This window comes from Microbulbifer maximicatervae (SeqCode), from assembly GCF_052467305.1.
This window is the reverse complement of record NZ_CP174306.1, coordinates 4,352,789-4,377,838: the sequence shown is the minus strand read 5'-3', so window position 1 is coordinate 4,377,838 and position 25,050 is coordinate 4,352,789. Positions and strand designations below refer to the sequence as shown.

Sequence of the window (25,050 nt, the reverse complement as noted above, 5' to 3'; positions counted from 1 at the left end):
GTGAGCAGAAAACGGTTTTTCGTTATATTTCCGCTATTTGTCTTAATATTGCTGCTTGCCGCATGCGAGAGTAATAGAGATCCTGTTGTAGAAAACTCACAGGTTTTAACGGAATCTCCCCAACAACCGATACCAACGCCGCAGAATAAACAGCCCGCAAAGCCGCAGTTTGAAAATTATGTAGAGCAAGGAGATTTGCCAGCCCTGTTAGAGCGAGGTGTATTGCGCCTGTTGGCCCCAAGGGGCCCCCAGGAGAGCGCCTTACCACGAGAAGGACTACCTGCAACAGAGTGGCGAAAACTTGCGGAAAGTTTTGCTCGTAGCCGCGGATTAAAGCCTCAGTGGGTTTACGTAGATAACTTTTCCGATTTAATTCCAGCGGTTGTTGATGGACGTGGGGATGTAATTGCCACCAATTTTTCCCGCACCGAAGAACGCAAGTTATTACTGGGTTTTACCCGCCCATTACAATATGTTGATGAGTTGCTAATTACTCATAAAGAGTTCGAGGTGGAAGAGGCTGTGCCCTTACAAGTCGTGCTGCGGCGGGGCAGTGCATTTGCTGAAACCCTGGAGCAGCGAGCCGATACGGAAAATTACAGAATCACTTACCTCGATAAGCCGGTTGCAACCAGCGAGCTTATCGCGGCTGTAGCAGCGGGTGAATACCCCGCAACAATTATTGATAGTAATTTGGCCGATGTACTTCTAACTGATTACCCTCAACTCACAGCCACCACAGAACTCGATTCCCGCAGGCCTATCGCCTGGGCTGTACGCAAAAATGCTATCGCTTTGAGGCGTGAGTTGAATGAGTTCTTTACCGCAGAATTGGTATTGGCCAGTCAGAACCGAGAGCAGCCACTGAGAGATTGGCAGGCAATAAAGGAGAGCGGAACTTTAAGGGTGCTTACTCGCAATCACCCCGCTTCCTACTTTATCTGGCGCGGTGAGTTGATGGGGTTTGATTACGATCTGCTAAGGAAGTTTGCCCGTGACCATAAATTACGCCTGAGCATGATTGTACCCGATAAAGATCAGGATTTGGTCGAGGCATTGAATGATGGAATGGGGGACATGATTGCTGCATCCCTTACTGTTACCGAGGCCCGCCGCCAGCAGGGATTGGCATTTTCCAAGCCTTATATGACAGTTACGGAACAGGTAGTAGCCGCAAAATCAAAGGTGCCTGATAAAGAGCTACCCCTTCCAGAGAACCTGCTTTCTGGGCAAACAGTAGTGGTTAATCCCACCACGAGCTATCACGAGAGTCTGGTCAAAATAATGGAAAAGCAGCACGGGCAAGATATGGTGCCGCTACAGATCCATCGTCTAAAAGGCGCTACCAGTGAGTTTCTTATTGATGCAGTAGCCAGGGGTATTTTTCCCTATACCGTAGTTGACTCACACTTGGCCGCCATTGAAAGCACTTACCGGGATGACTTTACTGTAGTGGGGGAGTTGCCAGGGGAGCGAGATATCGCCTGGGCCGTTCGAACTGGCCAGCCGGTATTATTGGAACAACTGAATAACTTTCTGAACAAGCACAATCGGGACCTGTTCTTTAACGTTACTTACAATAAATATTTCAAGGAGCAAAAGCGTATCCTCCGACATCAAGGGCAGCGCCTGCGCAGCACTGATGAGCTATCGCCCTTTGATCCCATAGTAAAGAAATATACTGAGGCTACCGATCGGGATTGGCGTATGGTGGTTGCGCAGATGTACCAGGAGAGTCAATTTAACCCCCAAGCGCGCTCCTTTGCAGGTGCTCAGGGCTTGATGCAGGTATTACCTCGGACTGCACGACAGATGGGAGTTAAAAATTTGTATGATCCTGAAAACGGTATCCGCGCAGGTGTATCTTATCTGGGGTGGTTGGATAAACGTTTTCCTGAAAATATACCCCTAGAGCAGAAGATCTATTTTACCTTGGCTGCATATAATGCGGGTCACGGTCATGTCAGGGATGCGAGGGCGTTAGCCCGACGACTGGAGTGGGACCCTAACCAGTGGTTTGGCCATGTTGAAGAGGCCATGTTGCTGCTGTCCCAGCCTGAATACTATCGCAATAGTCGTTTTGGTTACGTGCGCGGCAGGGAGCCAGTTAACTATGTGCGTGAGATACGGGATAGGTATATTGGATATTTAGGAGTTGAGCGCCATCAGATTTATACAGATATTGATGGCAGCATTGCTCCCAATTAATTAATGTATCCCATCAATGGGCCTCTGCAAGCCAGAGGCATTGTGGGTTTGCTCAAGGGCACTTTATTATTGCCCCTTAGCTCCAGTGCAGCTGTATTGCGGAAGCGAGAGTTTCTTGCGGTCCAACTTTAGAGGCTCCACCAATCAAGTAGAGGTTTTCTCCTAGGGCTACTGCTCCGTGACCGTGTCGTGCCTGGGGCAAATGACCCTGATTGTTCCAATCATCTGTGACTGGATCGTAAATCCAAATATTGTTAAATGCTGTACCAGTCTTCCATTTGCCATTGGGGCCAAATGCCTCACCGCCGGTAACTATTAATTTATTATTTAATGGGGTTACTGTGAGTCCGGCAGCAGCCTGGGGTAGGGGGCGGATCTTTTCCCATTTATCCAGGCTGGGGTCATAAACTTCGGCATAAGTTAGATTCCTAGCCTTGCTACTATTGTCGCTAACCTGGCGGCCACCAACAACATAAATTCTGTTATTTAAGTTTGCCCCACCTGCGGAGGTTCGCTTGATACTGGCTGGCGCTGCTTGCTCCCAATGATCCCCTCTTGTAAGCACATAATGAGAATTGGTATCTCTATTTTTAGACTGTTCGTCGGGGGCCTTGCCGCCAATGACATGGATGTTCTCCCCAATGTTGGTGTAAATAGATTCAGCCAAGGGCCGGGGGAGAGGGCTGGTTTCTATCCAATGCTTATATTCGCCGGAAAGTTTATAAACTGTATTTCGGGCTTGCCAAGCGCTATCCGAATCGCCAAAAAACCCACCGATGCCATATAGACTGTTGGAGTTACTGGCCATACCGAGGTGATGCCTTGACTCAGGTAAATTGGGCCCATGCCTCCAGTTTTGTTCCCTTGGAGAAAAGATATGTGTTTGTTTAGTTGGAGAGAGACCGAAGAAAACTGCCGTATCCGATGGGATAAATCCCCCTGCTACATAGATCTCACCAGAAAATACTGCGGGGTAAATCTCCTGTAAAGGTATTTCCAGGCTGGGAAGATTTGATATAGATAGACTGGAATTAGCCTCTTTAGCGGTTAGATTGACTCCACCGAAAGTAAGGGAAGCTAAGCTGGAATATTTAATAAAGGATCTTCTGGATAGCGCCATGGTAACAAACACTCTCATACTGACTGATAAGGGATACCTATTGACTATAATTTTTTACCTAAAAATAGGCTAAAAGGGTCATTTTTATAGTGACTGAAAGGGGCGCAATCGTCAAATCCATAACGGCGATAGAGAGCGATTGCGGGAGCAAAAGCTTCAGCGCGACCTGTCTCCAGCTTTATCTCTTTATATTTACGCTGCTTTGCCTCCTCCAATATTCTTTCTATCAAGGCGCGGGCAACGCCTTTGCGCAGGAATAGAGAATGAGTTTTCATGGATTTTATTTCGCCCAAATCAGGGTTGATCTCTTTTAGGGCACCACAGCCGGCCAAAACTCCATCAATTCTCGCTCCCCAAAAGGTAATCATGGGGTCATTTAACTCATCAGGATTTAGTGCGTGAACGCTTCCAGGTGGGGAATGTCGGTACATTTCCCGTAGATGAGCTTCAAGAAGATTGTTAATGGAGCCATCGGACAGGTCGTCTAATTTTACTGATATATACATCTTTATTTGATTGTCTTTCTTTTTAAAACAATGGTTTAAGTAGGGACGCCCGTTAATTTTTTGGGCTTTGAAATGTCACTGTAACAAGATTTTTAGAGAAGAATAAGTATAAGTTAGCTGGTGCAATAGATATGCTTTATTCGGGGGCATTTAGATAAAATATGCACCGTTTTATTACGCGTAATACCCGGCCAAAAGCCTGGTAAGGGAAACTAAGGGCTGGATATTGCCCTTAGTTCAACATTAATAGCTAGTTTAAAGAAGATCTAGAGTAATCGCTTCCCGATATTGATACAGCGTTCACCGGAATAGCGATGATTTTTTAGTGCTTTTACCAATATGGGCTTAAGTTGTGGTTTTTCTTTTAGTGACTTAGTAATCTCATTTACATTTTCTCTAGAACACATTAGCGGTAGGGCGTAAGCATAAGCAGTAAGCAATTCCTGAGATTCATCTTCATTGACCTGAGCCAGTGAGTCAAAAATCGGTTGGCCGTGGATGTTAAATAGCTCTATTTGCTCTGGCGCAAAAAGGGACTCTGTAATTTTTCGAATTTCACTTAACTTGAATTTGTCTCGATTAGATATAAGGTTATCTACCCACTTTGATTTGTTTTCGGATTGGGGGCGAATAACTTCAGCAGATAGTGCGTTGAGTTTAGATCTGTCGGAGTTATCTTTTGCCAATTCTCTTGTGATTGCCTGCTCATAATCTGAGAATAGATAACGATTCTGCAACTTGATAAGTTTCCAGCGCATATCAGGATCGAGTTCCAGTCCTTTAATGGCAAACTCTCCCATTAACAGGTCTCTAGCATGACTTAATGCTGGTGTGGAGTGGGCGATATTGGTAAAAACACCAAACCAGACTTTTTGTTGATCACTACCTTCAGCCGCCTCTAGTAGTTGACCCCAGACAAAGCTCTCAACAGTCTGAGTAAGTTCGTTACGACGCTTTGTGCTTAGGGGGATTTGAGTCAGGAAATCGTAAGTGAATTCAATATATCTGGCATTCAAACGAATAATGTTGATGTCTCTTTCGTCGACGCCATTATTCACTATAAAACTAATATACTCATCCAGGGGCAGTTTTGCGTCATAGGTGCTATCAAATAGGCTTTGCCAGAACATTAGTCGTGCAAACGGTTCTTCAATATCATTGATATGCTGAGCCATATTCTTGATGGTAACTTCATCCAGATTTACCTTCACATAGGCCCAATCTTCTTCATTGGGGTATAGCCCCTCTGGGCAGGGTAGCCCCACGGCTTCTTTTACTTCGGTTCTGGCACCACTATAAAGCACTGGAAGGGTTGCAACCCGTTTCATACTTCCAGCTTTCCTTTGGTAAACCCCCAGCTGTGTGCGCTGTTCCCTTAATATCGGGTATTCCTCTGGTGCTGTTTGCTGAATTACCAGATGATTGATTTTGTCATCATCGCACTGGAAGCTGGCTTCAATTGTGTTGAGGCCGGCCTGGTAAAGCCACTGTTGCTGCCAGGAATTAAGATCTTTATCCGCAGCTTTGCCCAGGTGGTTGATAAAGTCATTGAGGGTTGAATTGTCATAAGATAAGGCCTTTAAGTAATTACTGACGCCTTTGCGAAATTCTTCTTTGCCCAAATAGTAGGGCAATTGCTTGAGTACTGAGCCGCCTTTGCCATAAGTAATTCCATCAAAATTGGCAAAGGCTTCGTCAGTATTGTTGACTGGTAATTGAATAGCGTGGGTAGTGGGGCGTTGATCAGTGTGGTAGGCCCATTGCTTGGCGCCTAAGTAATAGTTCTCCCAAGCGGTAGTGAATTCGCTATTTTCGGCTAGAGCCAGATTGGCCATGTAAGTGGCAAAGCTCTCATTGAGCCAAAGGTCATCCCACCAATTCATGGTGACCAAATTACCAAACCATTGATGGGCCAGCTCATGGGCAATAACATTGGCGAGGCGCATCCGCTGGGCCTGGGTCTTTTTTCCTCGGGATATGTAAGAATCGTTAAATGTTACAGCCCCAACATTTTCCATAGCGCCGGCGTTAAAATCAGGTACTAGTATTTGATCATATTTTTTAAATGGATAATCAATTTCAAAGTAGGGCTGAAAGAACTCAAAGGATTGTTTGGTGAAGGTAAACCAGTCTTCTGTTTTTACGTAATTTGCCAGGCTCTGTCTTGCCATTAAGCGAAGGGGAATATCTCCTGCCTTGTCTTCCCAGATGTGGTAAGGACCTGCATGTAAAGAGAATATGTAAGATGAGAATTTCTTGGTTTGAGGAAAAAACCAGTGGTTTGATTTTCTTTTCTCTTCTACTCTCTCCTCTCTTTCCGCGCTAACTACTACCCAGTCTTTTGGAGCCTTTACATCCAGGGTGTAGCGTGCTTTCAAATTGGGTTGGTCAAAATGTGGGAATAGGCGATTGGCATCATAAGGTTCAAAGTCCGTATATAAATAGACCTTTTCGTCTTTGGGGTCTTTAAAGCGATGTAATCCTGAGCCATTGTTAGAGTACGGGTGTTGATAATTCACCGTAATCGTGTGGGATTTTTCTGGTAGATTTTGATAATCAATAGAAATAAAGTAGTTGTTGTACTCAAATGGAACAGATCTTCCATCGACCTGGATTGAATCAACCGCACCGCCGGAAAAATCGATAGTGAGCGGCTGTTCAAGTATCTTTCTAAAATTAATATCTGCGTGCACAATTCCGGAGAAGTTCTTAGCTTGATCATCCAGATTGATGCTCAGCCGATAGTCCACTTCAGCAATTTGCTGACGACGAATGTCAGCATAAGATTCTGAAAGTCCTGGGGCTGTGGTTCTAATAGGAGATGAAATTTTCTTTGCTGGTGAGCTTATTTCTTGTTCAGTAGCTCTTTGCTCACAGGAACTTAATAAAATACCACATAGAATCGCTATAACCACTTTGTACTTTAGTAATACCTTTGTAAGGCGAATATATTTGTTCATGGCGCTATTTTTAATATAGAGTTATTGAATTACTATTTGTGATTTACTTTGTATCATTAAAGATAGCTAGGCGGCGATATAAATTTTCCGTATCAGGAGGGGGAATCTTTTATACAGAGTGAGAAGGAATAGGTTCTGGCTACTGGCCGTTTGCGACCTCAGTAATTGATTCCACTAATGCGTTGATAACTCCGTCAATCTCCTCTGCCTGTGCTATAAATGGGACGCCGATTTGCAATGTGTCGCCGCCGTAGCGAATATAAAAGCCTTTTTCCCACATCTTCATAGCAATTAAGTAAGGCCTGAGTAATGGCTCATCTGGAGCTGATTCGATTGTCAGGCCTGCGGCAAGTCCACAATTACGAATATCTTCTATTAACGGTAATCCATTGAGTTGATGGATATGGTCTTCCAGGATATGGGCAAGCTCCGCAGATCTCTCAAATAAATTTTCTTTCTTTAAAATATCCAGTGTCGCCAATGCCGCTGCGCAGGCTAGTGGGTGCCCAGAGTAGGTATAGCCGTGGGGAAGCTCCAGTTGGTATTGAGGTCCTCCATTTTCCATGAATATCTCGTAGATATCTTGACGCACAGCCACAGCGCCCATGGGAACAGCGCCATTTGTAAGCTGTTTGGCTGTATTGAGCATATCCGGGGTCACTCCAAAAAACTCTGCTCCGGTGGCTTTCCCCATGCGTCCGAAAGCGGTAATGACTTCATCAAATATCAACAATATGTCGTATTGAGTACATATTTCCCTAAGGCGATGGAGATAGCCTTTTGGTGGGGGCAATACTCCCGCAGACCCCGCTACGGGCTCGACAATAACAGCGGCAATGTTTTCAGAACCGTGCAGTTTGATAAGTTCCAGCAACTCGTCTGCCAGGAAACTTCCCTGTTCAGGCTGTCCTTTAGCAAAGCGGTTGTGGGGTAAAAGGGTGTGGCGAAGGTGGTCAGAATCTATAGATGAGCCAAAGATTGCTCGATTAGTGCTAATTCCGCCCACACTAAGACCGCCAAAGTTAACTCCGTGATAGCCTTTCACGCGTCCGATAAATTTTGTTTTCCCTGGAGCACCCATCTTCTGCCAGTAGGCTCTAGCTATTTTTAGAGAGGTTTCTGCGGATTCAGAGCCGGAGTTTGTAAAGAAAATACGATTGAGCCCCACGGGCATCATCTGGCTGACACGCTCCGCTAGTTGGAAGGCTCCCGGGTGGCCATATTGGAAAGCGGGGGCATAATCCAGAAGGGCTGCTTGCCGGGTAATGGAGTCAATTATCTCCGGACGGTTGTGTCCGGCACCACAGGTCCACAAGCCAGAGAGACCATCGAAAATGGGGCGGCCATCAGCACTACGGTAATAGCAGCCGCTGGCTGAGGTAATAATACGGGGATCTCTTTTGAATTGGCGATTCCCGGTAAAAGGCATCCAGTAAGCATCGAGCTGCGATTTACTAAGTCCCGCTGATTTGTCGTTCATTTTTATTTTCCGACATTTGGCCTTATCGCATTAATTTTGGACCAACTTTTCTACTTTATAAATTGATTCTCACTAACTTTAGTTTCATAAGTGGGATTTATTAATAGAGTAAAGAAGTATTGCCTATGGCAGGAGTTGAGTGCCGGGGGAGGGTTTGCCGGAATGGCCTAAGGGAGAGAGGGAGATGAGAGGAGAAGAGAACCGGGGGCATTAGCCCCCGGTAATATTGCTGATTAAACAGCAGTGGCGATTCTGTCCACATAGGGGGCGAGTTCTGGTTTGTTCTCCAGAATCTCCTGCCGGGACAGACCGTCGATCTCGTGGGGGAATACCAACCACTCTTCGGTCTTGTGGATAAAGTAATCCGGCTCGCGCTTGGCCTTGTTGTTCTTCGGCTTGTAGTAAGGGGTCGCGATACGAATCTCCGGCGTGTTCTTCTTACAGGCAGCGCGCAGGTCTTCGATAGTTTGCTCAATACTCAGGCCAGAGTCGTGCACATCGTCCACGATCAACAGGGAGTCATGGGACTCCAGGCGCTTGATCAGGTAGTTCAGGCCATGCACGCGCACTTTCTTATCACGCTCACCGATACCGAGATAGGAGGAAGTGCGGATAGCGATATGGTCTGCATCCACTCCCATCACGTGCAGCAGCTCTTGTACAGCGATGCCCACAGGAGCGCCACCGCGCCAAACACCGACAATATAGTTTGGGCGAAAGCCGTCCTTATAGATTTGCTCGGCGAGAGCATAAGAGTCTATCAGGAGCTGCTGTGCGCTAATAAAGTGCTTTTTCATCAATGTACCCCTCAGAAAAAGGCAAACTTGGCAACAAAGAGTGCCGCTAACACGTAGACACTGATGCTGACGTCTTTGCTACGTCCGCTCAGCGTTTTAATAACTGCGTAGGAAATAAAGCCCAGGGCGATTCCGTGCGCGATCGAGAACGACAAAGGCATCATCACTGCGGCGATTACTGCCGGTGCGGCCTCGGTAATGTCATCCCAATCAATAGATGACATACCGGAAGTCATCAGGACGCCAACATACAGCAGAGCACCTGCGGTTGCATAGGCCGGAATCATACCGATAAGGGGCGAGAAGAAGGTCGCCAACAGGAATAGCCCGGCGCAAACCACAGCGGTCAGGCCTGTGCGACCACCGGCGGTAATTCCTGCAGTACTCTCTACATAACAGGTAGTAGTGGAGGAGCCCAGCACAGAACCAACGACAGATGCGGAGCTGTCGGCCATCAGGGCCTTGCCCATTCCAGGCAACTTGCCATCTTTATCCAGCAGTTTGGCGCGATCAGAAACGCTTAACAGGGTGCCTGCGGTGTCGAACAGGTCGACAAACAGGAAGGCAAAGATCACGCTGATCATGCCTACTTCGAAGGCGCCAGCGATATCCAGCTCCAGGTAAGTCGGTGCCAGGCTGGGAGGTGCGGATATCAGACCGGTGAACTCTACCTTACCAATTGCCAGGGCGATGACGGTTACCGCAAGGATACCGATCATCACTGAGCCCAGCATACGGCGGTAGGACAGGGCCACAATAATAAAGAAGCCCAGTGCTGCCAGGATCGCCTCAATTGACTTGAGGTCGCCCAGGGTTACCAGAGTAGCGGGGCTGGCCACAACGATACCGGCACTCTTCAGGGCAATGATCGCCAGGAACAGGCCGATACCCGCTGCCAGGGATTGTCGCAGGGAGAGGGGGATACTATCGATAATCCACTCTCGCAGCTTGAAGATACTGAGCAGCAGGAAGATTACCCCTGATATAAACACCGCACCCAGGGCTACTTGCCAGCTGTAGCCCATTTCACCGACGACAACGTAGGCGAAGAAGGCATTGAGGCCCATACCTGGCGCCAATGCGATGGGGTAGTTGGCGTAGAGTCCCATAATCAGGCAGCCAATAGCGGCTGCAAGGCAGGTCGCCATAAACACAGCGCCCTTATCCATACCCGCTGCAGCCAGGATATTGGGGTTCACAAAGATGATGTAGGCCATCGTCAGGAATGTGGTAACGCCGGCAATCACTTCCCGGCGAACATTCGTCTGGCGCTCTGAGAGCTTGAACAACTTCTCCAGGAATGAGGCATTGCCTCCCACCTGTGGGATGTCGGACCCAGGGGTCGCCGATGTTTGGATATCAGTGGGTTTCATATCAGAAGTGGTACTTTACTAGCAGGTTAACGTTGCGCTCGTTGGAATCGACACCATAAGTGCCATCTTTGATTCCGAACTTGTCGTTCCAGTGTACGTACTCAATACCCGCGTACAGGGTCTTGGGTTCACCCCAGGTGGCGCCGGCATCCCATTTCAGCTGGGAGGTAAAGTTAGTGCTCGGATGTGAATCTTCAGAAGCACTGGTCCAATCGATAAATCCGTCGTAGACAAAGCTGGCATCACCCAGGGTAAAAGGCATGGCCCAAACCAGGGTCAGCTGCTCGTTGCTGGCCTTGTCATCGTTATCGCGGTGGTAAACATTCGCCTGTACAAAGGAGAAACCGGGAACCGCGAGATCAAAGCCCACACCTGTCAGGTAATTGGTGAAGTGGGGGCCGGTTGCTGCCAAGTGGTCCGGATCATCCATATTGCCCAGCTCAACTGCTGTGGCGATCAGTACATCGGTAACCGGTCCGAAAGCCAGTTCACTGCCGCTGAGCTTGCCTAAGCTCAGGCGGGGAGAAATCTCACTATACAGTTCTTTGGAGCCATCTTCCGAGTCCAGGTAGTCGGCAAAAATAAAGAGGTCACCCCAGCTGTGGCCACTGGCGTGCTCAAAAGTTACTACGGATCTCTCAGAGTCATCCGTGTTCTTGCTGTAGTTGACTTTGTAATCGTGGCCGTAAAGAAGGCTCAGGCTGTTGTCACTCCAGGTCATCTCAGCTTGGGCAGCTACGCACAACAGGCTAGAGGCCAGCAGTAGCAGGGGCTTGGTTGGTTTCATTCTATTACCTCTGTTACAGCGACAGGCGAATTTCGCACTGGCGGCCGATGAGAAAATCGGCAGTTGGTTAAAAAATAGTCGCGGAATGTACCAGAACTTAACCCCTGTTTTCCAGTGTTTTTTCTCGGCATTTACGCTTTTTTCCGAGCTTTTTAAGTAACTCTGCACCAAAAAATCACGCTTGGGGAAAACGAGATACTCATTTATTGGTTAGCGATGGGTCGGTGTAGCAAAAAAGTATTGCTTGATTGGTTTGATAGTAGGGAATCGCTACATTGCAGGGGCAAATTAGGTAAATAGTCCAGAAAGTCGGCATCTGCTCCCCAGTGGTGCTTGCACAGGCAACATGAATACTTTTGGTGCTTTTAGGGTTCGCGATAATAGATGTTGTTTAACTTTGATGACACAGGAAGTCATCCGCTTGGTAGCAGAATAAGGATGGTTGAAATGTATCTTCTGAGCGCTTTCCTTATATAGGCAGGCATCGGCCTGAGGTCGATGATGATGGTTGGGAAAAGTAAATCGACTTTTAACCTGTATAAAAATTATTTGGCTGTTTGGTTTTTTTGCTAGTTCGTAGGAAATTGGCTCAGGAAGGAGTCTGGATGGGATTGCAGTAGCGGGGGGGCGACTTTAGGGGGGCGCAGGTAATGCCTACCGAGCCCCGTATTATCTGGTGGTGATTGGTTACACTTTGCAGCTTTTGAGACCTGGGGCGAGTATTGTTATCGCCCCAATATGCCTTTTCCGGTTCGAGTTTGGAATCAGGCTACCTGCTGTTCTGTACCTGACTGGTGCGCCAGGTATTCCTCGTAAGTGCCTTGAAAATCGATCAGTGCTTGGTCTTTGATTTCAATAACTCGGGTTGCCAGGGATGAGACAAACTGACGATCGTGACTCACAAAAATAAGTGTGCCCTCATATTTCTCCAGTGCCTTGTTTAGGGCTTCGATGGCTTCCATGTCCAAGTGGTTGGTTGGCTCATCCATGATGAGCACATTGGTGTCCATCATCATTAGCTTGCCAAACAGCAGGCGATTTTTCTCGCCGCCAGAGCAGACCTTTGCCTTTTTATTGGCATCATCTGCGGTAAATAATAGTCGGCCCAGAATACCTCGCACGGCCAGATCATCGTGCTTGGGGGTGCGCCACTGGGACATCCACTCAAATATTGTCAGGTCACCATCAAAATCTGTACTGCTGTCTTGCGGGCAGTAGCCGATAGCGGCATTTTCTGACCACTTGACGACTCCGCTGTTTGCTTGGATCTCATTGACAAGACAGCGCAGGAAGGTTGTTTTACCAACGCCGTTCTCACCGATAATTGCCAAGCGCGCACCGGCTTCCAGCAGCATTTCGCCGCCTTGAAATAGCGTTTCACTGTCAAAACCATGGGTAAGCCCCTCAAGAGTCAGCGCCTGACGGTGCAATTTTTTACACTGGTTAAACGTAATATAAGGGCTGACCCGACTGGAGGGTTTGATTTCGTCCAGCTTGATTTTTTCCATCTTCTTCGCGCGGGAGCTGGCTTGCTTGGCTTTGGATGCATTGGCAGAAAAGCGGTTCACAAAGCTCTGTAGCTCGTCCAGTTCGGCACTTTTCTTGGCATTCTCTGCGTGAAGTTGTTCTTGTATTAGCGTGGAGGCCGCAACAAAGTCCTCATAATTGCCGGGGAAAACCCGCAATTCACCATAATCTATGTCGGCCATATGGGTGCAGACAGAGTTCAGGAAGTGGCGATCGTGGGAAATGATGACCATTGTGCTTTTGCGTTGATTCAGTATATCTGCCAACCACTTGATGGTGTGGATGTCCAGGTTATTGGTCGGCTCATCCAACAATAAAATATCCGGGTCGGCAAATAACGCTTGGGCGAGTAATACACGCAATTTCCAGCCGGGAGCTACCTGTTTCATCAGGCCAAAATGCAGGGATTCGTCGATGCCAGCTTCAAGCAGGATTTCTCCCGCACGGCTCTCTGCACTATAGCCATCCAGCTCAGCAAATTGGACTTCAAGCTCGGCTACGCGCATGCCGTCTTCTTCGCTCATTTCCGGTAGCGAGTATATACGGTCACGTTCCTGTTTAATTTCCCACAGGCGGACATCTCCCATGATGACCGCATCGACGACGGTGTACTCTTCAAATGCAAACTGGTCTTGGCTCAAAGTACCCAAGGTGCATCCAGGCTCAATGGATACGTTGCCGGCCGAGGGCGCCAAGGCACCACTCAAGATCTTCATAAAGGTTGACTTTCCACATCCATTGGCCCCGATAAGGCCATATCGGTTGCCATTGCCGAACTTTACAGAAATGTTTTCAAACAGTGGTTGGGCACCAAACTGCATGGTGATATTCGCGGTGGAGATCAAGAGCGTATTCCTGAGGATTACAAATGGGCTCTGGTAAGCCAGTTTCGCCAAAATAGGAGGCGTGATGTGGGGGCCGCACTATAAGGATTTGGCGCTGAAGTGTCGAGGAGTACGTTCAATAACTAAGCAGTTTCTCCGCGGGTTCGATATTAGAGATTGAAATATATATGTTAAAGTATGCTCCTAGGCTAGGAGAATATTCCATTTCGGGGTGGGGTGCGATGATATGCATCTGTATACTCCCTGAGTTCGGGCTCTTTAGCTAAAGCTATGGGCCCTAATATTAGGAATATTCCCGGTATAAGTTGCCAGCGCGTAAAGCGGCCACTTTTATTTAAATAATTAACGGGATCACTTGATCTTATTTGTATCCTTTGGGTGGCTCCGACGGCAAAGTAAATGTTAATGCTGTCAGGGGGGAGGGTTGAAGGGCTAATGACTAGCAGATGTCAGTCAATCAATTTTTGATCTCTATGAGGAGCTAGCAAAGGCTGGAGGCTATATGAAATCGAATTGTTTGCACCTTGCGATTCCGGCAGGGGATCTGGAAACCGCCAAGAAATTCTATTGCGATGTCTTAGGCTGCAAGACCGGCAACAGTGAAGAAGGTCGCTGGGTAGATATCGACTTTTGGGGTAACGAACTCACCCTGCACCAGAGTGAGGAGAAGCTCCCCAATGTTCGCCACAAGGTGGATATGGGAGAAGTGGCTGTTCCTCATTTTGGCATTCACCTGCCGGAAGATGAGTTTCAGGCACTGAAAGGCCGTATCGAAGCTGCCGGGCTGGAATACCTGGACAAGCCCTACCGTCGCTTTGTCGGCAATGAATACGAACAGGAAACCTTTTTTATCGAAGATCCAAATGGCAACGTTCTGGAAATGAAAACGATGGTTAATCCTGAACTGATGTTCAAGTAATCGTCTGGGCCCTGCAGATAATTGAATCTGTGGGGCTGGGTTTCTCCGGCTATTCCCTGTCCTCGCTTATCCTTGCTAAGAATGAGATGCCTTAATCTGGGGTTGAGTTCTGATCGCCTGAATAATACCTCCGATAACTATCAGTAAGCTGCCGGCATAAGTATTCCAGGTTGGGAGTGTGCTATAAACAAACCAATCCAATATGCCGGAGAAAATCAGGCTTGTATATAAATAGGGAGATAGGCTGGCAGGTCTGTTTACCCGACGATAGGCTTTAGTGCGCAAGGATTGATTACTGATTGTCGCCAGGCTAAAAGCAATAATCACAATCACAAAACTTACCGATTCCGATAGAGATACCGCGACTTTCGTAAGCTCCCCAAGATTTCCTTCAATCAATAAAATGGCAAGCATATAGAGGCTGGATAGGCCGAACATTTTGGTGGTTGAAGATATCGTATTTTGCTTCTTTGATGAGTGGTGCATTACAAACTGTGAACAAGCTCCAAAGAAGCCCGATAGCAGACCCACTATCATATAGCTATCAAAGCCAGCAGTTGGCTTCAATATAAAAGCAACGCCGATAAAGCTGATTAAACAGGCCGCTAATGTCTTCTTTTTTATCGGATCCTTTTTGGCAAACCGGGTAATAAAAGGGAGAAATAAACCTGACGTTGAAAATAGAAGGGCGGCGACAAGTAGAGAGCCTTTGGACAAATAATAAAACAGGCAATACTGAGCGAGACAAGTGAATAACGCCCTTGCACCATCAATCCTGTCTATTCGATGAGTCACAGGGTTTTCATCAAAAACAACGAGGCAAATCCAGGTTAGGAGTAAAAATGGGGCAAAGAAACGAATAAAGACCACCAGGGATAAGGAGCTAAAAGTAGTTAGTTCTTTACCAAATAGCCCGGTTAGCGACATACAGCTGGCCGCCAGAATTGCGGTAATGACACTGAGGGCAAATTCTCTATTGGAAATACGGGTATTCATAATTTACTAGCGCCCTCACTAGCAATAATCTCATCGACAGTTTTTACACTGCCTATCTTCGTGAGGAAGTTCAGGCTATTCTGTTTATTGTTTTCCGTGTCAGATTCACAGGCATCTGAGGCAATGAGTACTGAAAAGTCTCTATCGTGAGCTTCCCTGGCTGTCAGTTCGACTGTATTTTGTGTTGATACCCCACAGAGAATAATCCTTTCTATATTGTGGCTAGCAATAAGTATTGGGAGTTCGGTCCCATAGAAGCCACTGACACGCCTCTTATAAATAGATATATCGCTATCAGTAATATTGAGTTCATCAACAAAAGCAGTGCCCCAGCTTTTCTGACGGAGGGCGCCTATATCTTTGATATAGCTGAAGAGGGGAGAGTTAGAGGAAGATTCCCTGTAGTCGGTGGAAAAAGCGACCCTGATATGGCAAATAAGATGACGTCGTGCTCTTCCCCACGTAAGGAGTTTATTGGTGTTCCCAATAACTCTATTCTTATGGACTCTTGGGGCCGCTGCTGATATTTGTCCCTTTGGATGACAAATATCGTTGATAAAATCGAGGGTAATGATTGCAGTCTTCATGACCAGAGTCTATTGAGGCGAGTATTGGTTTAGTTTAGTAATGATTAAGGAAGCCTTCGATAAAGGATTTTATGATCTATATAGAGTTTACGATTTCTTTGTCATAAATTGCTTTGCCCTTTTTTTTATTGCTGCCACTTCACTCTTCTCAAGCTTATCCAAAAGGCTGAACATCATTGTCATTCTATGATTGCCCTCTAGCATTTTTCTTTTTTCAATTAAGAAATTCCAGTAGAGGCTGTTAAATGGGCAGGCCTTCTCTCCAGTTCGTTGTTTGACATCATAAATACAGTCGCTGCAATAGTTGCTCATTTTGTTGATATAGGAGCCACTACTAATATAGGGCTTTGTTGCAACCAATCCACCATCGGCGAACTGGCTCATTCCCCGGGTGTTAGGCATTTCAACCCACTGAATAGCATCTATGTAAATACCGAGATACCAACTTTCCACCTGGCCAGGGTCAGTTTGTGTTAATAGCGCAAAATTACCGGTAATCATAAGCCTTTGGATATGGTGAGCATAGGCATTTTCCAAACTATTCCTGATGGTGTTGTGAAGGCAGTTCATGGACGTTTTGGCATCCCAGAAAAAATCTGGCAAATTATTTTTATTCTTCAACTTATTCTGATGCTCATAACTGGGCATAGACATCCAGTAGACACCGCGCATATATTCTCGCCAGCCCAATATTTGGCGTACAAAACCTTCAATCTGGTTAAGTCCTATTGAAATTTTTCCATCTTCCCAAGATTTTATCGCTGTATCGATAACCTCTTTTGGAGATATGAGTTTACTATTTAGGGAGAAGCTAATTCGGCTGTGATAAAGAAAGGCTTCATCTGGATCCATTGCGTCCTGAAAATCGCCAAAATGAGCAAGTAGATTTTTACAAAAATGACGAAGTAGTTTTATAGAATCCTCCCTGCTGGTTGGCCACATAAAATTCTCTGGATCAATCTCTCCAATACTCTTAACTCCAGACTTTTTTATACGGGATAAAGTTGAAGTGACATTGCTTGTTATTTTTCCCTGCTTGGGTTTGCCCAGCTTTCCATTCCATTTCTTTCTATTGCTTTGGTCGAAATTCCATTTTCCTCCTTCAGGTTTTCCATTGTTCATCAGAATGTCATGCTTCTTCCGCATATAGTGGTAGAAGCTTTCCATAAGTAGCGATTTTTTCCCTTGGAAGAAGTCTGCCAGCTCTTTCCGGGTGGTCAAAAAGTGCTCAGTGTCGTAGGCTTGAAACTCTATTGATAGTCTCTTCTCTATTTGTAGCAGCTGCTGATCTAGTCGGTACTCATCGGGAAGCTGATACTCAAATTTTTCAATTTTGTGTTTTCTAATAATATCTTCGATATTTTTTGTGAGGTTTTGTTTGTTGTTTTTATCATCTATTCGGTAGTAGATGACATTGCAGCCCCTATTTTGAAGCCACTCAGAGAAAATCTGCATGGCTTCAAAAAAGGCAACGATTTTTTGGATGTGGTGAACAACGTAATCGGTCTCTTGGCGCATTTCAGCCATAAAGTAGATCTTATCCTCCTGGTTACCTCTAAACCAGGAGTGTTTTTGGTTCAATTGATCTCCTAATAGCAAGCGCAGCGTTTTCACATCTCACTTCCTTTATTTAGGTCATACTAGGTATATGCCTATAGATAGACCTTTCTATTCACTCCCACATTTTCTACAAAAGTAGAGTCATGGGAGATCAATAAAAATGTTCCGGGGTATTCTACCAGCGCAGTTTCCAGCGCTATACGCGACTCCAGATCCAAGTGATTGTCCGGTTCGTCCAGTAGTAGCAGGTCTGGTGCCTCAGTGCCACGAGTAGCGGCAAGTAACGCAACCTTTAGTCGCTCCCCTCCACTTAACGTATTGGTAGAGCGAAGCGCAGAATCACCTCGAATATTCAATGTAGCCAGAGCTGTGCGCCAGTAGTTGGAATTTTTATCAGGGTGCAGGCGGGATAAAGTTTCCAAGGCAGATAGATTTCCATTTAGTTGTCTTAGGTTCTGATCCAGATAAAAACAGCTGCCAAAAGTTTTACACAAACCGCTGCGAGGTTTAACTCGACCAGCAATGATCTTTAGTAGCGTTGTCTTTCCGCTACCATTGGCGCCACAAATATGCCAGCGATCGCCACTGTGCATGGTAAGTGATATGGGATCACTCTGAATACCGTAGGGCAGTTTGAGATCCTCAACATGCAGACGAATACCACCCGTTAGCCCTGTTTTGCTAAGTTGCATATTTGGGAGCTTATGACTCTTATAGTCCTTTTGGCAACTTTCTAAATCTAGCTTTAACTTATGGTGCTGACGATCCAGGTTTCTAGTCAGCTTGCCTAAACTTTGCCCTGCACGATCTTTTTTCGCATCTAGTAGCGATTTACATTGGGAACCTTTTAACTTCTTACCCTGGTTTTTTCTGGTTGTAGTTTTTTCAGCAGAACTTTGCTTAAGTTTGTTTAGGCTTTTTATATTCTTTTTGGTACTTTCAATTTTCTTTTCTACAGACTGTCTCTGTATCTCTTTTTCTTTCTTGTAGTGTGAATAGTTGCCACCATATGTGCGTATTTTTCCTGAATCTAGTTCCACTATCGTGTCAGCTTGTTGGAGTAAGCTTCGATCATGACTGACCATTAGGATTCCGGCAGAATGGTTTCTAATTTTCTGCTGTAACCATTTTCTACCGTCTGAATCTAGGTGATTACTAGGCTCATCCAGTAGCAGATAGTAGTTTTTATAAGAGAAGGCATTGATTAAAGCCAGTCGGATTCTTTCACCGCCGCTAAGATTGCCGATAGGAGTGTCTAACGTGAGATTTATTCCGGCGCTGTATAAATGCTGTTGCCAAATTGTAGGTAGCTCCCATGAATCTGAGACACGTATCAGATCTTCGTCACTCTGATTGCCAGATTCAATACGTGAAAAACAGTCATAGAGGCCCGTAGGGTCGAATATATCTACAATTCTCTTGTTGGAATTGCTGCTCACTTGATCCACTTTAAGGTAGTCCGTATACCAAGTAATACTTCCCTGTTCAGGCTTTAGTTTCCCAATCAAAGCCTCTAAAAAAGTCGATTTTCCACTGCCATTATTTCCCACTAAGCCAGTAAATCCAGAATGGAAGTCAAGATGGATCCCCTTAAATAGAGATTTCTCAGGGACGTTTAAGTAAAGATTTTTTATAGAACAAATGCTCTGCATGTCACCCTCCGGTAGTCGGAATGGGTGGCGCAATACCATGATCTTGAGAGAAAGTTGTAGAGAATGGAGTACGCCACTTGCACGGGAATTGATGGCCTCTTAAGAAACCGGTTTATCTCCAGTGTGTGCAAGGCTTAATTCATTGGCGTAGATAGCTCCAAAAAGAAAAGTTGTTAAGTGTTAGCTTAATAAAGATTCAAAAATACTTCAAGCCCCAACCTAAAAGCGCTCACTTGGTACTCTCAACTCTTAAAATAGAGTGGTATAAGAGTATTATTGATATTACATTGAGATGATGCATTTTTACGACTTGATTTAGAGCAATAAGTGTTTATAAGCGGGGGTTACTATGGTATCTGAAGGTTTTATAGCAATTTGTCTATTGATCGTAAGTACTATGCTTTTTTTCTTTTACCGAAAATCACAGCGGGAACGATTTTTAAGAGACTATCAATTCCATCCGTCTCTCAAACAAAGAGTGAAGAAAAAATACCCTCATCTCAGCAACAAGCAGCTGGGTATGGTACTCGATGGGTTAAGGGAATATTTTATTATCTGCCAAACGGCTGGTAGACAAATGGTCGCTATGCCATCTCAAGTGATTGATGTCGCTTGGCATGAATTTATATTAAGCACACAGATGTATCGAAATTTTTGTAATAAATCTTTTGGACACTTTCTGCACCACACACCCAATGAAGTTATGCCAGATAGGGATACAGCTAGTGAGGGGATTAAGAGAGTGTGGCGAATTGCTTGTGTTCGTAGTGGTATAAGTCCTTCCAAGCCAAAATCGTTACCTCTGGTTTTCTCAATTGATAAAAAGTTGGGGATTAAAGATGGATTTCATTATTCGCTAAACTGTCGATCGAGAAATAGTCCCGCTGCGGATCACTGTGCCAGTCACATTGGTTGTGCCGCGAGCTGTCAAGGCGGAACTTCCGGCAGTGCCTTCTCTGGAATTTGGGGTGGCGGCTCCTCCTCAGACTCTGGAGGCAGCTGCGGCGGGGGCTGTGGTGGAGGTGGCAGCTAAAGGCAGCTATCACTGCTCTAGCAACCCTGTTCAAGGTGATTAATGAGTGACACCCTGAACATCGCAAAGCTCTTCAATTTCTTCAGCGCTAAAGCCGAGCTCACCCAGCACAACGTGATTGTGTTCTCCCAGAGCTGCCCCTCGGTTAAATAAGTGGGGCTTTTGGCCGTTAAATCTAAAGGGCGTGTTGATCTGTTTAATGTCTCCATTCACAGAGCAGATCATCTCTCTGGATTGGATAAGATCGCTATCAGCAGCTTCTGTAAAATTAAGTACGGGTTCAATACACGCATCAATATCCTGAAATATATCAATCCATTCCTTTTGGCTTTTTGTGGCAATAATTGCTGCAATATCTTTCTTAAGTGTTTCTTGTTGTCCGTCTTGGATAATGCGAGCCAGCCACTCCTTTCGGCCTATTTTTGTTAAAAATTGCTCAGCAAATTGTGGCTCTAAACTTCCCACAGAAAGATAGCGGTTATCTGCCGTGCGATAGTAATCATAATAACTTCCACCGTTTAGCAGTTCGGATTCCAGCTTGGGATCGGTATTTAAAGCCAGTGCATTGGCCCCACTAATTGCGTTTAACGCGAAACTACAGTCCGTCATACTGATATCGATATAACTGCCTTCACCGGTTCTCTGACGATGATATACCGCAGCCAGTATCGACATAACCGCATGGTGTGAACCGCCGGCGATGTCTGCTATCTGTGTGCCGCTCAGGCAGGGGCCATGGTCACGGTTGCCGGAATAGCTGGCCAGGCCAGATAGTGCGAGATAATTGATATCGTGCCCGGCACGTTGCTTTAATGGTCCAGTCTGGCCATATCCGGTAATCGAACAGTAAATAATGTCTGCGCGCTGTTGGCTTAAGCTTTGGTGGCCAAGGCCCAGCCTATCCATCACTCCGGGGCGGAATTGCTCGATCACAATATCGTATTGCTGAAGCAGTCGGTGAATCACCGCTTGCGCCTTTGGATTTTTTAGATCGATCGCCAGGGAGCGTTTGTTGCGGTTAATGGTTGCGTGGGCGGCGGATAGGGAAGCCGTGTCATCGACTAAAGGGGGAAAGCCCCGTAGTAAGTCTGGCCGTGTGGGAGACTCGATTCTTAGTACTTCTGCGCCCAAGTCTGCCAATAACATAGTGGCATAGGGACCGGGAAGTAGGGTAGAAAAGTCGAGTACTTTTAGCCCCTCAAGAGGGGCGCAGTGATTCTTCGTTTGCTGTTTCACTTTTTATTTCATTATTTTAATTGAGAACAGAAATTTCAATCTAGCACTTTAATTTAGTCATCGCGCAGGAGGTCTCGGGAAATAATTAATTTCATAATTTCATTGGTTCCGGCATAAATACGTGCTACACGAGCATCGGCCCAAGACCGGGCGATGGGGTATTCCCACATATAGCCATAGCCGCCATGTAACTGAACACATTCATCCAAAAGTTTGCATTGGAAATCTGTACTCAATAACTTGGCTTTCGCTGCAGTTGCAACGTCGAGTTCCTTTTTATAGTGAAGCTCTAAGCAGCGATCGATAAATACCCGAAGAGCGGTTAACTCACTATCCAGCTCAGCCAGCTTGAATTGTGTATTTTGGAAGGCAGAGATGGGTTTGCCGAAAGCCTTGCGATCCCGTACGTAATCAATCGTCCATTGCAGGGCTGCTTCTGCATTAGCTATTGCATAAATTGCTACACTCAATCGTTCCTGGGGCAATTCCTGCATTAAATAAATAAATCCTTGCCCCTCTCCTCCGAGAAGGTTATCCACAGGAACTCTGACATCATCAAAAAATAGCTCTGAAGTATCCTGTGCCTTCATGCCTATTTTTTCCAGATTACTACCTTTCTTGAATCCTGGGCTAGCTGCCTCTACAAGGAATAAACTGACTCCAGAGGCCCCTTCGTGAGGGTCAGTTTTGGCTACTACGATAACCAGATCTGCTTGTTGCCCATTGGTAATAAAAATCTTGGAACCATTTAACAGGTAATGATCTCCCTTGCGTACGGCTGTAGTTCTCACCCCCTGGAGATCCGACCCGGCACCGGGTTCCGACATAGCAATCGCGGTAATCATTTCCCCGCTAATGCATTTAGGTAGGTATTTTTTCTTCTGTTCTTCTGTACCGTAATTAATAATGTAGGGCACGGCGATATTGGAGTGCAGGCCCCAGCCAATACCGGAAAGTCCCGCTCGGGCCACCTCCTCATCAATAATGGAGTTGTAGCCATAGTCCAGCCCCAAGCCACCATACTTTTCGTCAACTTGCGGACACAGAAAGCCCATTTCTCCAGCTTTATTCCACAGTTTACGATCTATCTGACCATCTTTTTCCCACTGATGGTGGTAGGGTACAGCTTCATTTTCTAAAAATTTACGTAAAGTTTCTCGAAACTGTTCGTGATCTTCGTTGTAAACAGTTCTTGGTACCATCCTTACACCACCGCATTTTATTACTGAAAAATTGAACCAGTGTTTTGATTGGCGATGTAAACAGCGAGATTTTAAAAGCCTGTTTACATCGCTCAAACCCCTGGGTTAAGGGTTGTCCGCCAGAGCTTTTCCTGACTCTGCCAGATCCAGCAAAATTGCTGGCGGGGCAAATCGATCTCCATAGGCATCAGCCAGTTGCTGGGCGCGTTGGGTAAACGCTTTCAGGCCAAACTGGCTGATGTATTGCAATGCACCACCGGTCCAGGGTGGGAAGCCGATACCGAAGATAGAGCCAATATTGGCATCGCGTACGCTGCGTAGCACATCCTCTTGATAACAGCGAAGTGTCTCCAGAGCCATAATAAACAGCAGCCGTTCCTTCACATCTTCTATCGGCAGTGCCTCTTTGGCGGGGAACTCCTTCTCAAGGCCACTCCATAAGTGCTTTTTCCCGCCCTCAGGGTAAGTATAGAAGCCGCCACCTGCGGCCTTACCAGCGCGACCAACTTCAAGCATTCGGTCGATCACTCCGTCGGCGGGATGCGTGGGGGCGGGTTTACCCTCTTTTTGCAGGTCATTGATGGTCTGCTGGCGTATCCGGCTCATCAGCGTTAGGGAGACCTCGTCACTAACAGCTAGAGGGCCGACTGGGAAGCCAGCTAGGGCTGCGGCATTTTCAATGGTGGCGGGATTAACCCCTTCGCTGAGCATGCCGATACCTTCATTGGTAAAGCAGCCGAATACCCTTGAGGTGAAGAAGCCACGGCTGTCGTTAACAACGATAGGAGTCTTGCCAATCTGCAATACAAAGGCGAAGGCTTGGGCGAGAGTCTCATCACTGGTTTGCTCTCCACAGATAATTTCCACCAGTGGCATCTTGTCGGCAGGGGAGAAGAAATGTAGACCGATAAATTGCTGGGGACGGTCGGAAGCTTGAGCGAGCCCAGTGATCGGCAGTGTCGAAGTGTTGGAGGCAAATACTGCATTTTTCGGCAGCTGTGCTTCGGCTTCCTGGGTAACTTTACGCTTGAGTTCCCGGTCTTCGAAAACTGCTTCTATCACCAACTCACAATCAGCCAGGTCGGTATTGCTGTCTGTGGGCGTGATACGGGAGAGGATCTGATTGACCTTGTCCTCGGTAATGCGACCCCGCTGTAAGCGTTTTTGCAGGGATTTCTCTGCATATTGTTTGCCGGCTAAGGCACCTTCCATGGATACATCTTTTAATACGACATCAACACCTTTACTGGCACAGGCGTAGGCAATGGCTGAGCCCATCATGCCGGCGCCGAGTATGCCAATTTTTTGCATGGGCGACGTTTTATGATCGCGGGCGGCGGCGGGCAGTGATGCTCCGGCTTTGACCTCATTGAGTGCAAACCAGAAAGTACCGATCATGTTTTTGGCAACCTGCCCGCAAGCGAGGCCTACAAAATGTCGGGATTCAATTCGCGTAGCAGTTTCGAAGTCGACCCGGGACCCTTCGACAACGGTTGCCATTATCGACTCTGGCGCCGGCAGACATCCCTTGGTTTTTTTCTCCAGCATTGCTGGGGCGATCATCAGTAACTGCGCATTTTTAGGGTTCTTTGCGTCCCCTCCCGGCATCCGGTAATCCGGTTGATCCCAAGGCTGAGCAACAGGTTGCTCACTATTCTCTCGAATATAAGTGACAGCCTTCTCTAGTAATTCATTTTCACTGGTAACGAGCTGATGTACCAGACCGGCTTTGAGAGCCTGTTGCGGCCTCACCTGTTTTCCTTCCAGTAAGTAGGGTAGAGACTCCTGGATGCCTAAAAGGCGGGGCATACGTACACAGCCGCCACCACCAGGTAGTAAGCCTAATGTGACTTCAGGCAATCCCAGTTTTATTGCGGTGCTATCGATAACAATACGCTGATGGCAGCTGAGGGCAATTTCCCAGCCACCGCCCAAAGCTGTGCCATTAATCGCAGCAACGACGGGTTTACCCTGGGTTTCCAACCAGCGCAGGTTGGCTTTCATTGATTCGCAAGATTCGAAGAAAGGTTTAGCTTCTTCAATTTTTGCCGCAAATAAAGATTTGAGGTCGCCGCCGGCAAAAAAGGTATTTTTTGTGGAGCGAACAATAATTCCAGAAAATTCTTGCTGCTTGAGTTGTTCAACCGCTGCGCTCAGTGACTCGGTAAAATCCCGGTCCATCACATTGGCTGAGGCATTGGGGTTGTCCATGATCAGGTGGACAATATTGTGATCGTCTTTTTCCAGGCGAATGGATTTCAT

General features: G+C 46.5%; 18 protein-coding genes. 3 read left to right on the top strand and 15 right to left on the bottom strand.

All coding sequences use genetic code 11. The features are described 5' to 3' along the window. On the top strand, window positions 1-2,208 hold the full coding sequence (locus tag ACJJI4_RS19020) for a transporter substrate-binding domain-containing protein (RefSeq protein WP_444926142.1): 2,208 nt from the start codon (window positions 1-3) through the stop codon (window positions 2,206-2,208). A 76-nt stretch (window positions 2,209-2,284) separates the two neighbouring features. On the opposite strand, the gene ACJJI4_RS19015 is transcribed toward ACJJI4_RS19020, so the two are convergent. From ACJJI4_RS19015 to ACJJI4_RS18980, 8 genes are all read right to left on the bottom strand, one after another. Next, window positions 2,285-3,346, bottom strand: coding sequence for a Kelch repeat-containing protein (locus ACJJI4_RS19015; protein WP_444926141.1), 1,062 nt, complete (start codon window positions 3,344-3,346; stop codon window positions 2,285-2,287). A gap of 26 nt (window positions 3,347-3,372) precedes the next feature. After that, the gene (locus ACJJI4_RS19010; protein ID WP_444907001.1) at window positions 3,373-3,834 is read right to left on the bottom strand and encodes a GNAT family N-acetyltransferase; all 462 of its coding nucleotides are present in this window, start codon (window positions 3,832-3,834) and stop codon (window positions 3,373-3,375) included. A 266-nt stretch (window positions 3,835-4,100) separates the two neighbouring features. Beyond that, window positions 4,101-6,794, bottom strand: a complete 2,694-nt coding sequence (gene pepN, locus ACJJI4_RS19005; RefSeq protein WP_444926140.1) for an aminopeptidase N — start codon at window positions 6,792-6,794, stop codon at window positions 4,101-4,103. Between the two features lie 139 nt (window positions 6,795-6,933). Then, window positions 6,934-8,274 (bottom strand): omega-aminotransferase AptA, encoded by a 1,341-nt coding sequence (gene aptA, locus ACJJI4_RS19000; protein ID WP_444926139.1) that lies wholly within the window; start codon window positions 8,272-8,274, stop codon window positions 6,934-6,936. Between the two features lie 233 nt (window positions 8,275-8,507). Continuing rightward, window positions 8,508-9,071: a phosphoribosyltransferase gene (locus ACJJI4_RS18995; protein WP_413663623.1), complete on the bottom strand. Its 564-nt coding sequence runs from the start codon at window positions 9,069-9,071 to the stop codon at window positions 8,508-8,510. Between the two features lie 11 nt (window positions 9,072-9,082). After that, a complete protein-coding gene (locus ACJJI4_RS18990) occupies window positions 9,083-10,444 on the bottom strand; it encodes an NCS2 family permease (RefSeq protein ID WP_444895840.1) in 1,362 nt (453 codons plus the stop codon). Between the two features lies 1 nt (window position 10,445). Further along, window positions 10,446-11,231 (bottom strand): outer membrane protein OmpK, encoded by a 786-nt coding sequence (locus tag ACJJI4_RS18985; RefSeq protein ID WP_444907004.1) that lies wholly within the window; start codon window positions 11,229-11,231, stop codon window positions 10,446-10,448. A 764-nt stretch (window positions 11,232-11,995) separates the two neighbouring features. Continuing rightward, entirely contained in the window at window positions 11,996-13,603 is a 1,608-nt protein-coding gene (locus ACJJI4_RS18980; RefSeq protein WP_444926138.1) for an ABC-F family ATPase, read from the bottom strand. A 502-nt stretch (window positions 13,604-14,105) separates the two neighbouring features. Between ACJJI4_RS18980 and ACJJI4_RS18975 the strand changes: the two genes are divergently transcribed. After that, window positions 14,106-14,522: a VOC family protein gene (locus tag ACJJI4_RS18975; protein ID WP_282930918.1), complete on the top strand. Its 417-nt coding sequence runs from the start codon at window positions 14,106-14,108 to the stop codon at window positions 14,520-14,522. A gap of 75 nt (window positions 14,523-14,597) precedes the next feature. Here the strand turns inward: ACJJI4_RS18975 and ACJJI4_RS18970 are convergent, their stop codons facing one another. The 4 genes from ACJJI4_RS18970 to ACJJI4_RS18955 all read right to left on the bottom strand — a co-directional run bounded on the left by ACJJI4_RS18970 (window position 14,598) and on the right by ACJJI4_RS18955 (window position 19,317). Next, on the bottom strand, window positions 14,598-15,518 hold the full coding sequence (locus tag ACJJI4_RS18970; protein ID WP_444926137.1) for a DMT family transporter: 921 nt from the start codon (window positions 15,516-15,518) through the stop codon (window positions 14,598-14,600). Continuing rightward, window positions 15,515-16,105, bottom strand: coding sequence for a cysteine hydrolase family protein (locus ACJJI4_RS18965; RefSeq protein ID WP_444926136.1), 591 nt, complete (start codon window positions 16,103-16,105; stop codon window positions 15,515-15,517). Before ACJJI4_RS18965 ends, ACJJI4_RS18970 begins: the two co-directional genes overlap by 4 nt. 87 nt (window positions 16,106-16,192) lie before the next feature. Continuing rightward, window positions 16,193-17,719: a cryptochrome/photolyase family protein gene (locus ACJJI4_RS18960; RefSeq protein WP_444926135.1), complete on the bottom strand. Its 1,527-nt coding sequence runs from the start codon at window positions 17,717-17,719 to the stop codon at window positions 16,193-16,195. Window positions 17,720-17,757: 38 nt separating this feature from the next. After that, complete coding sequence (locus ACJJI4_RS18955) at window positions 17,758-19,317, bottom strand: ATP-binding cassette domain-containing protein (RefSeq protein ID WP_444926134.1); 1,560 nt, start codon at window positions 19,315-19,317, stop codon at window positions 17,758-17,760. 349 nt (window positions 19,318-19,666) lie between these two features. Between ACJJI4_RS18955 and ACJJI4_RS18950 the strand changes: the two genes are divergently transcribed. After that, window positions 19,667-20,350: a glycine-rich domain-containing protein gene (locus ACJJI4_RS18950; protein WP_507021922.1), complete on the top strand. Its 684-nt coding sequence runs from the start codon at window positions 19,667-19,669 to the stop codon at window positions 20,348-20,350. Between the two features lie 39 nt (window positions 20,351-20,389). Here ACJJI4_RS18950 and ACJJI4_RS18945 read toward each other — a convergent pair whose 3' ends face one another. From ACJJI4_RS18945 to ACJJI4_RS18935, 3 genes are all read right to left on the bottom strand, one after another. Continuing rightward, complete coding sequence (locus ACJJI4_RS18945; protein WP_444915305.1) at window positions 20,390-21,586, bottom strand: CaiB/BaiF CoA transferase family protein; 1,197 nt, start codon at window positions 21,584-21,586, stop codon at window positions 20,390-20,392. A gap of 53 nt (window positions 21,587-21,639) precedes the next feature. Beyond that, a complete protein-coding gene (locus ACJJI4_RS18940) occupies window positions 21,640-22,788 on the bottom strand; it encodes an acyl-CoA dehydrogenase family protein (RefSeq protein WP_444926132.1) in 1,149 nt (382 codons plus the stop codon). 105 nt (window positions 22,789-22,893) lie between these two features. Beyond that, window positions 22,894-25,050 carry a 3-hydroxyacyl-CoA dehydrogenase NAD-binding domain-containing protein gene (locus tag ACJJI4_RS18935; RefSeq protein ID WP_444907012.1) on the bottom strand — a complete coding sequence of 719 codons (2,157 nt, stop codon included), beginning with the start codon at window positions 25,048-25,050 and terminating at the stop codon, window positions 22,894-22,896.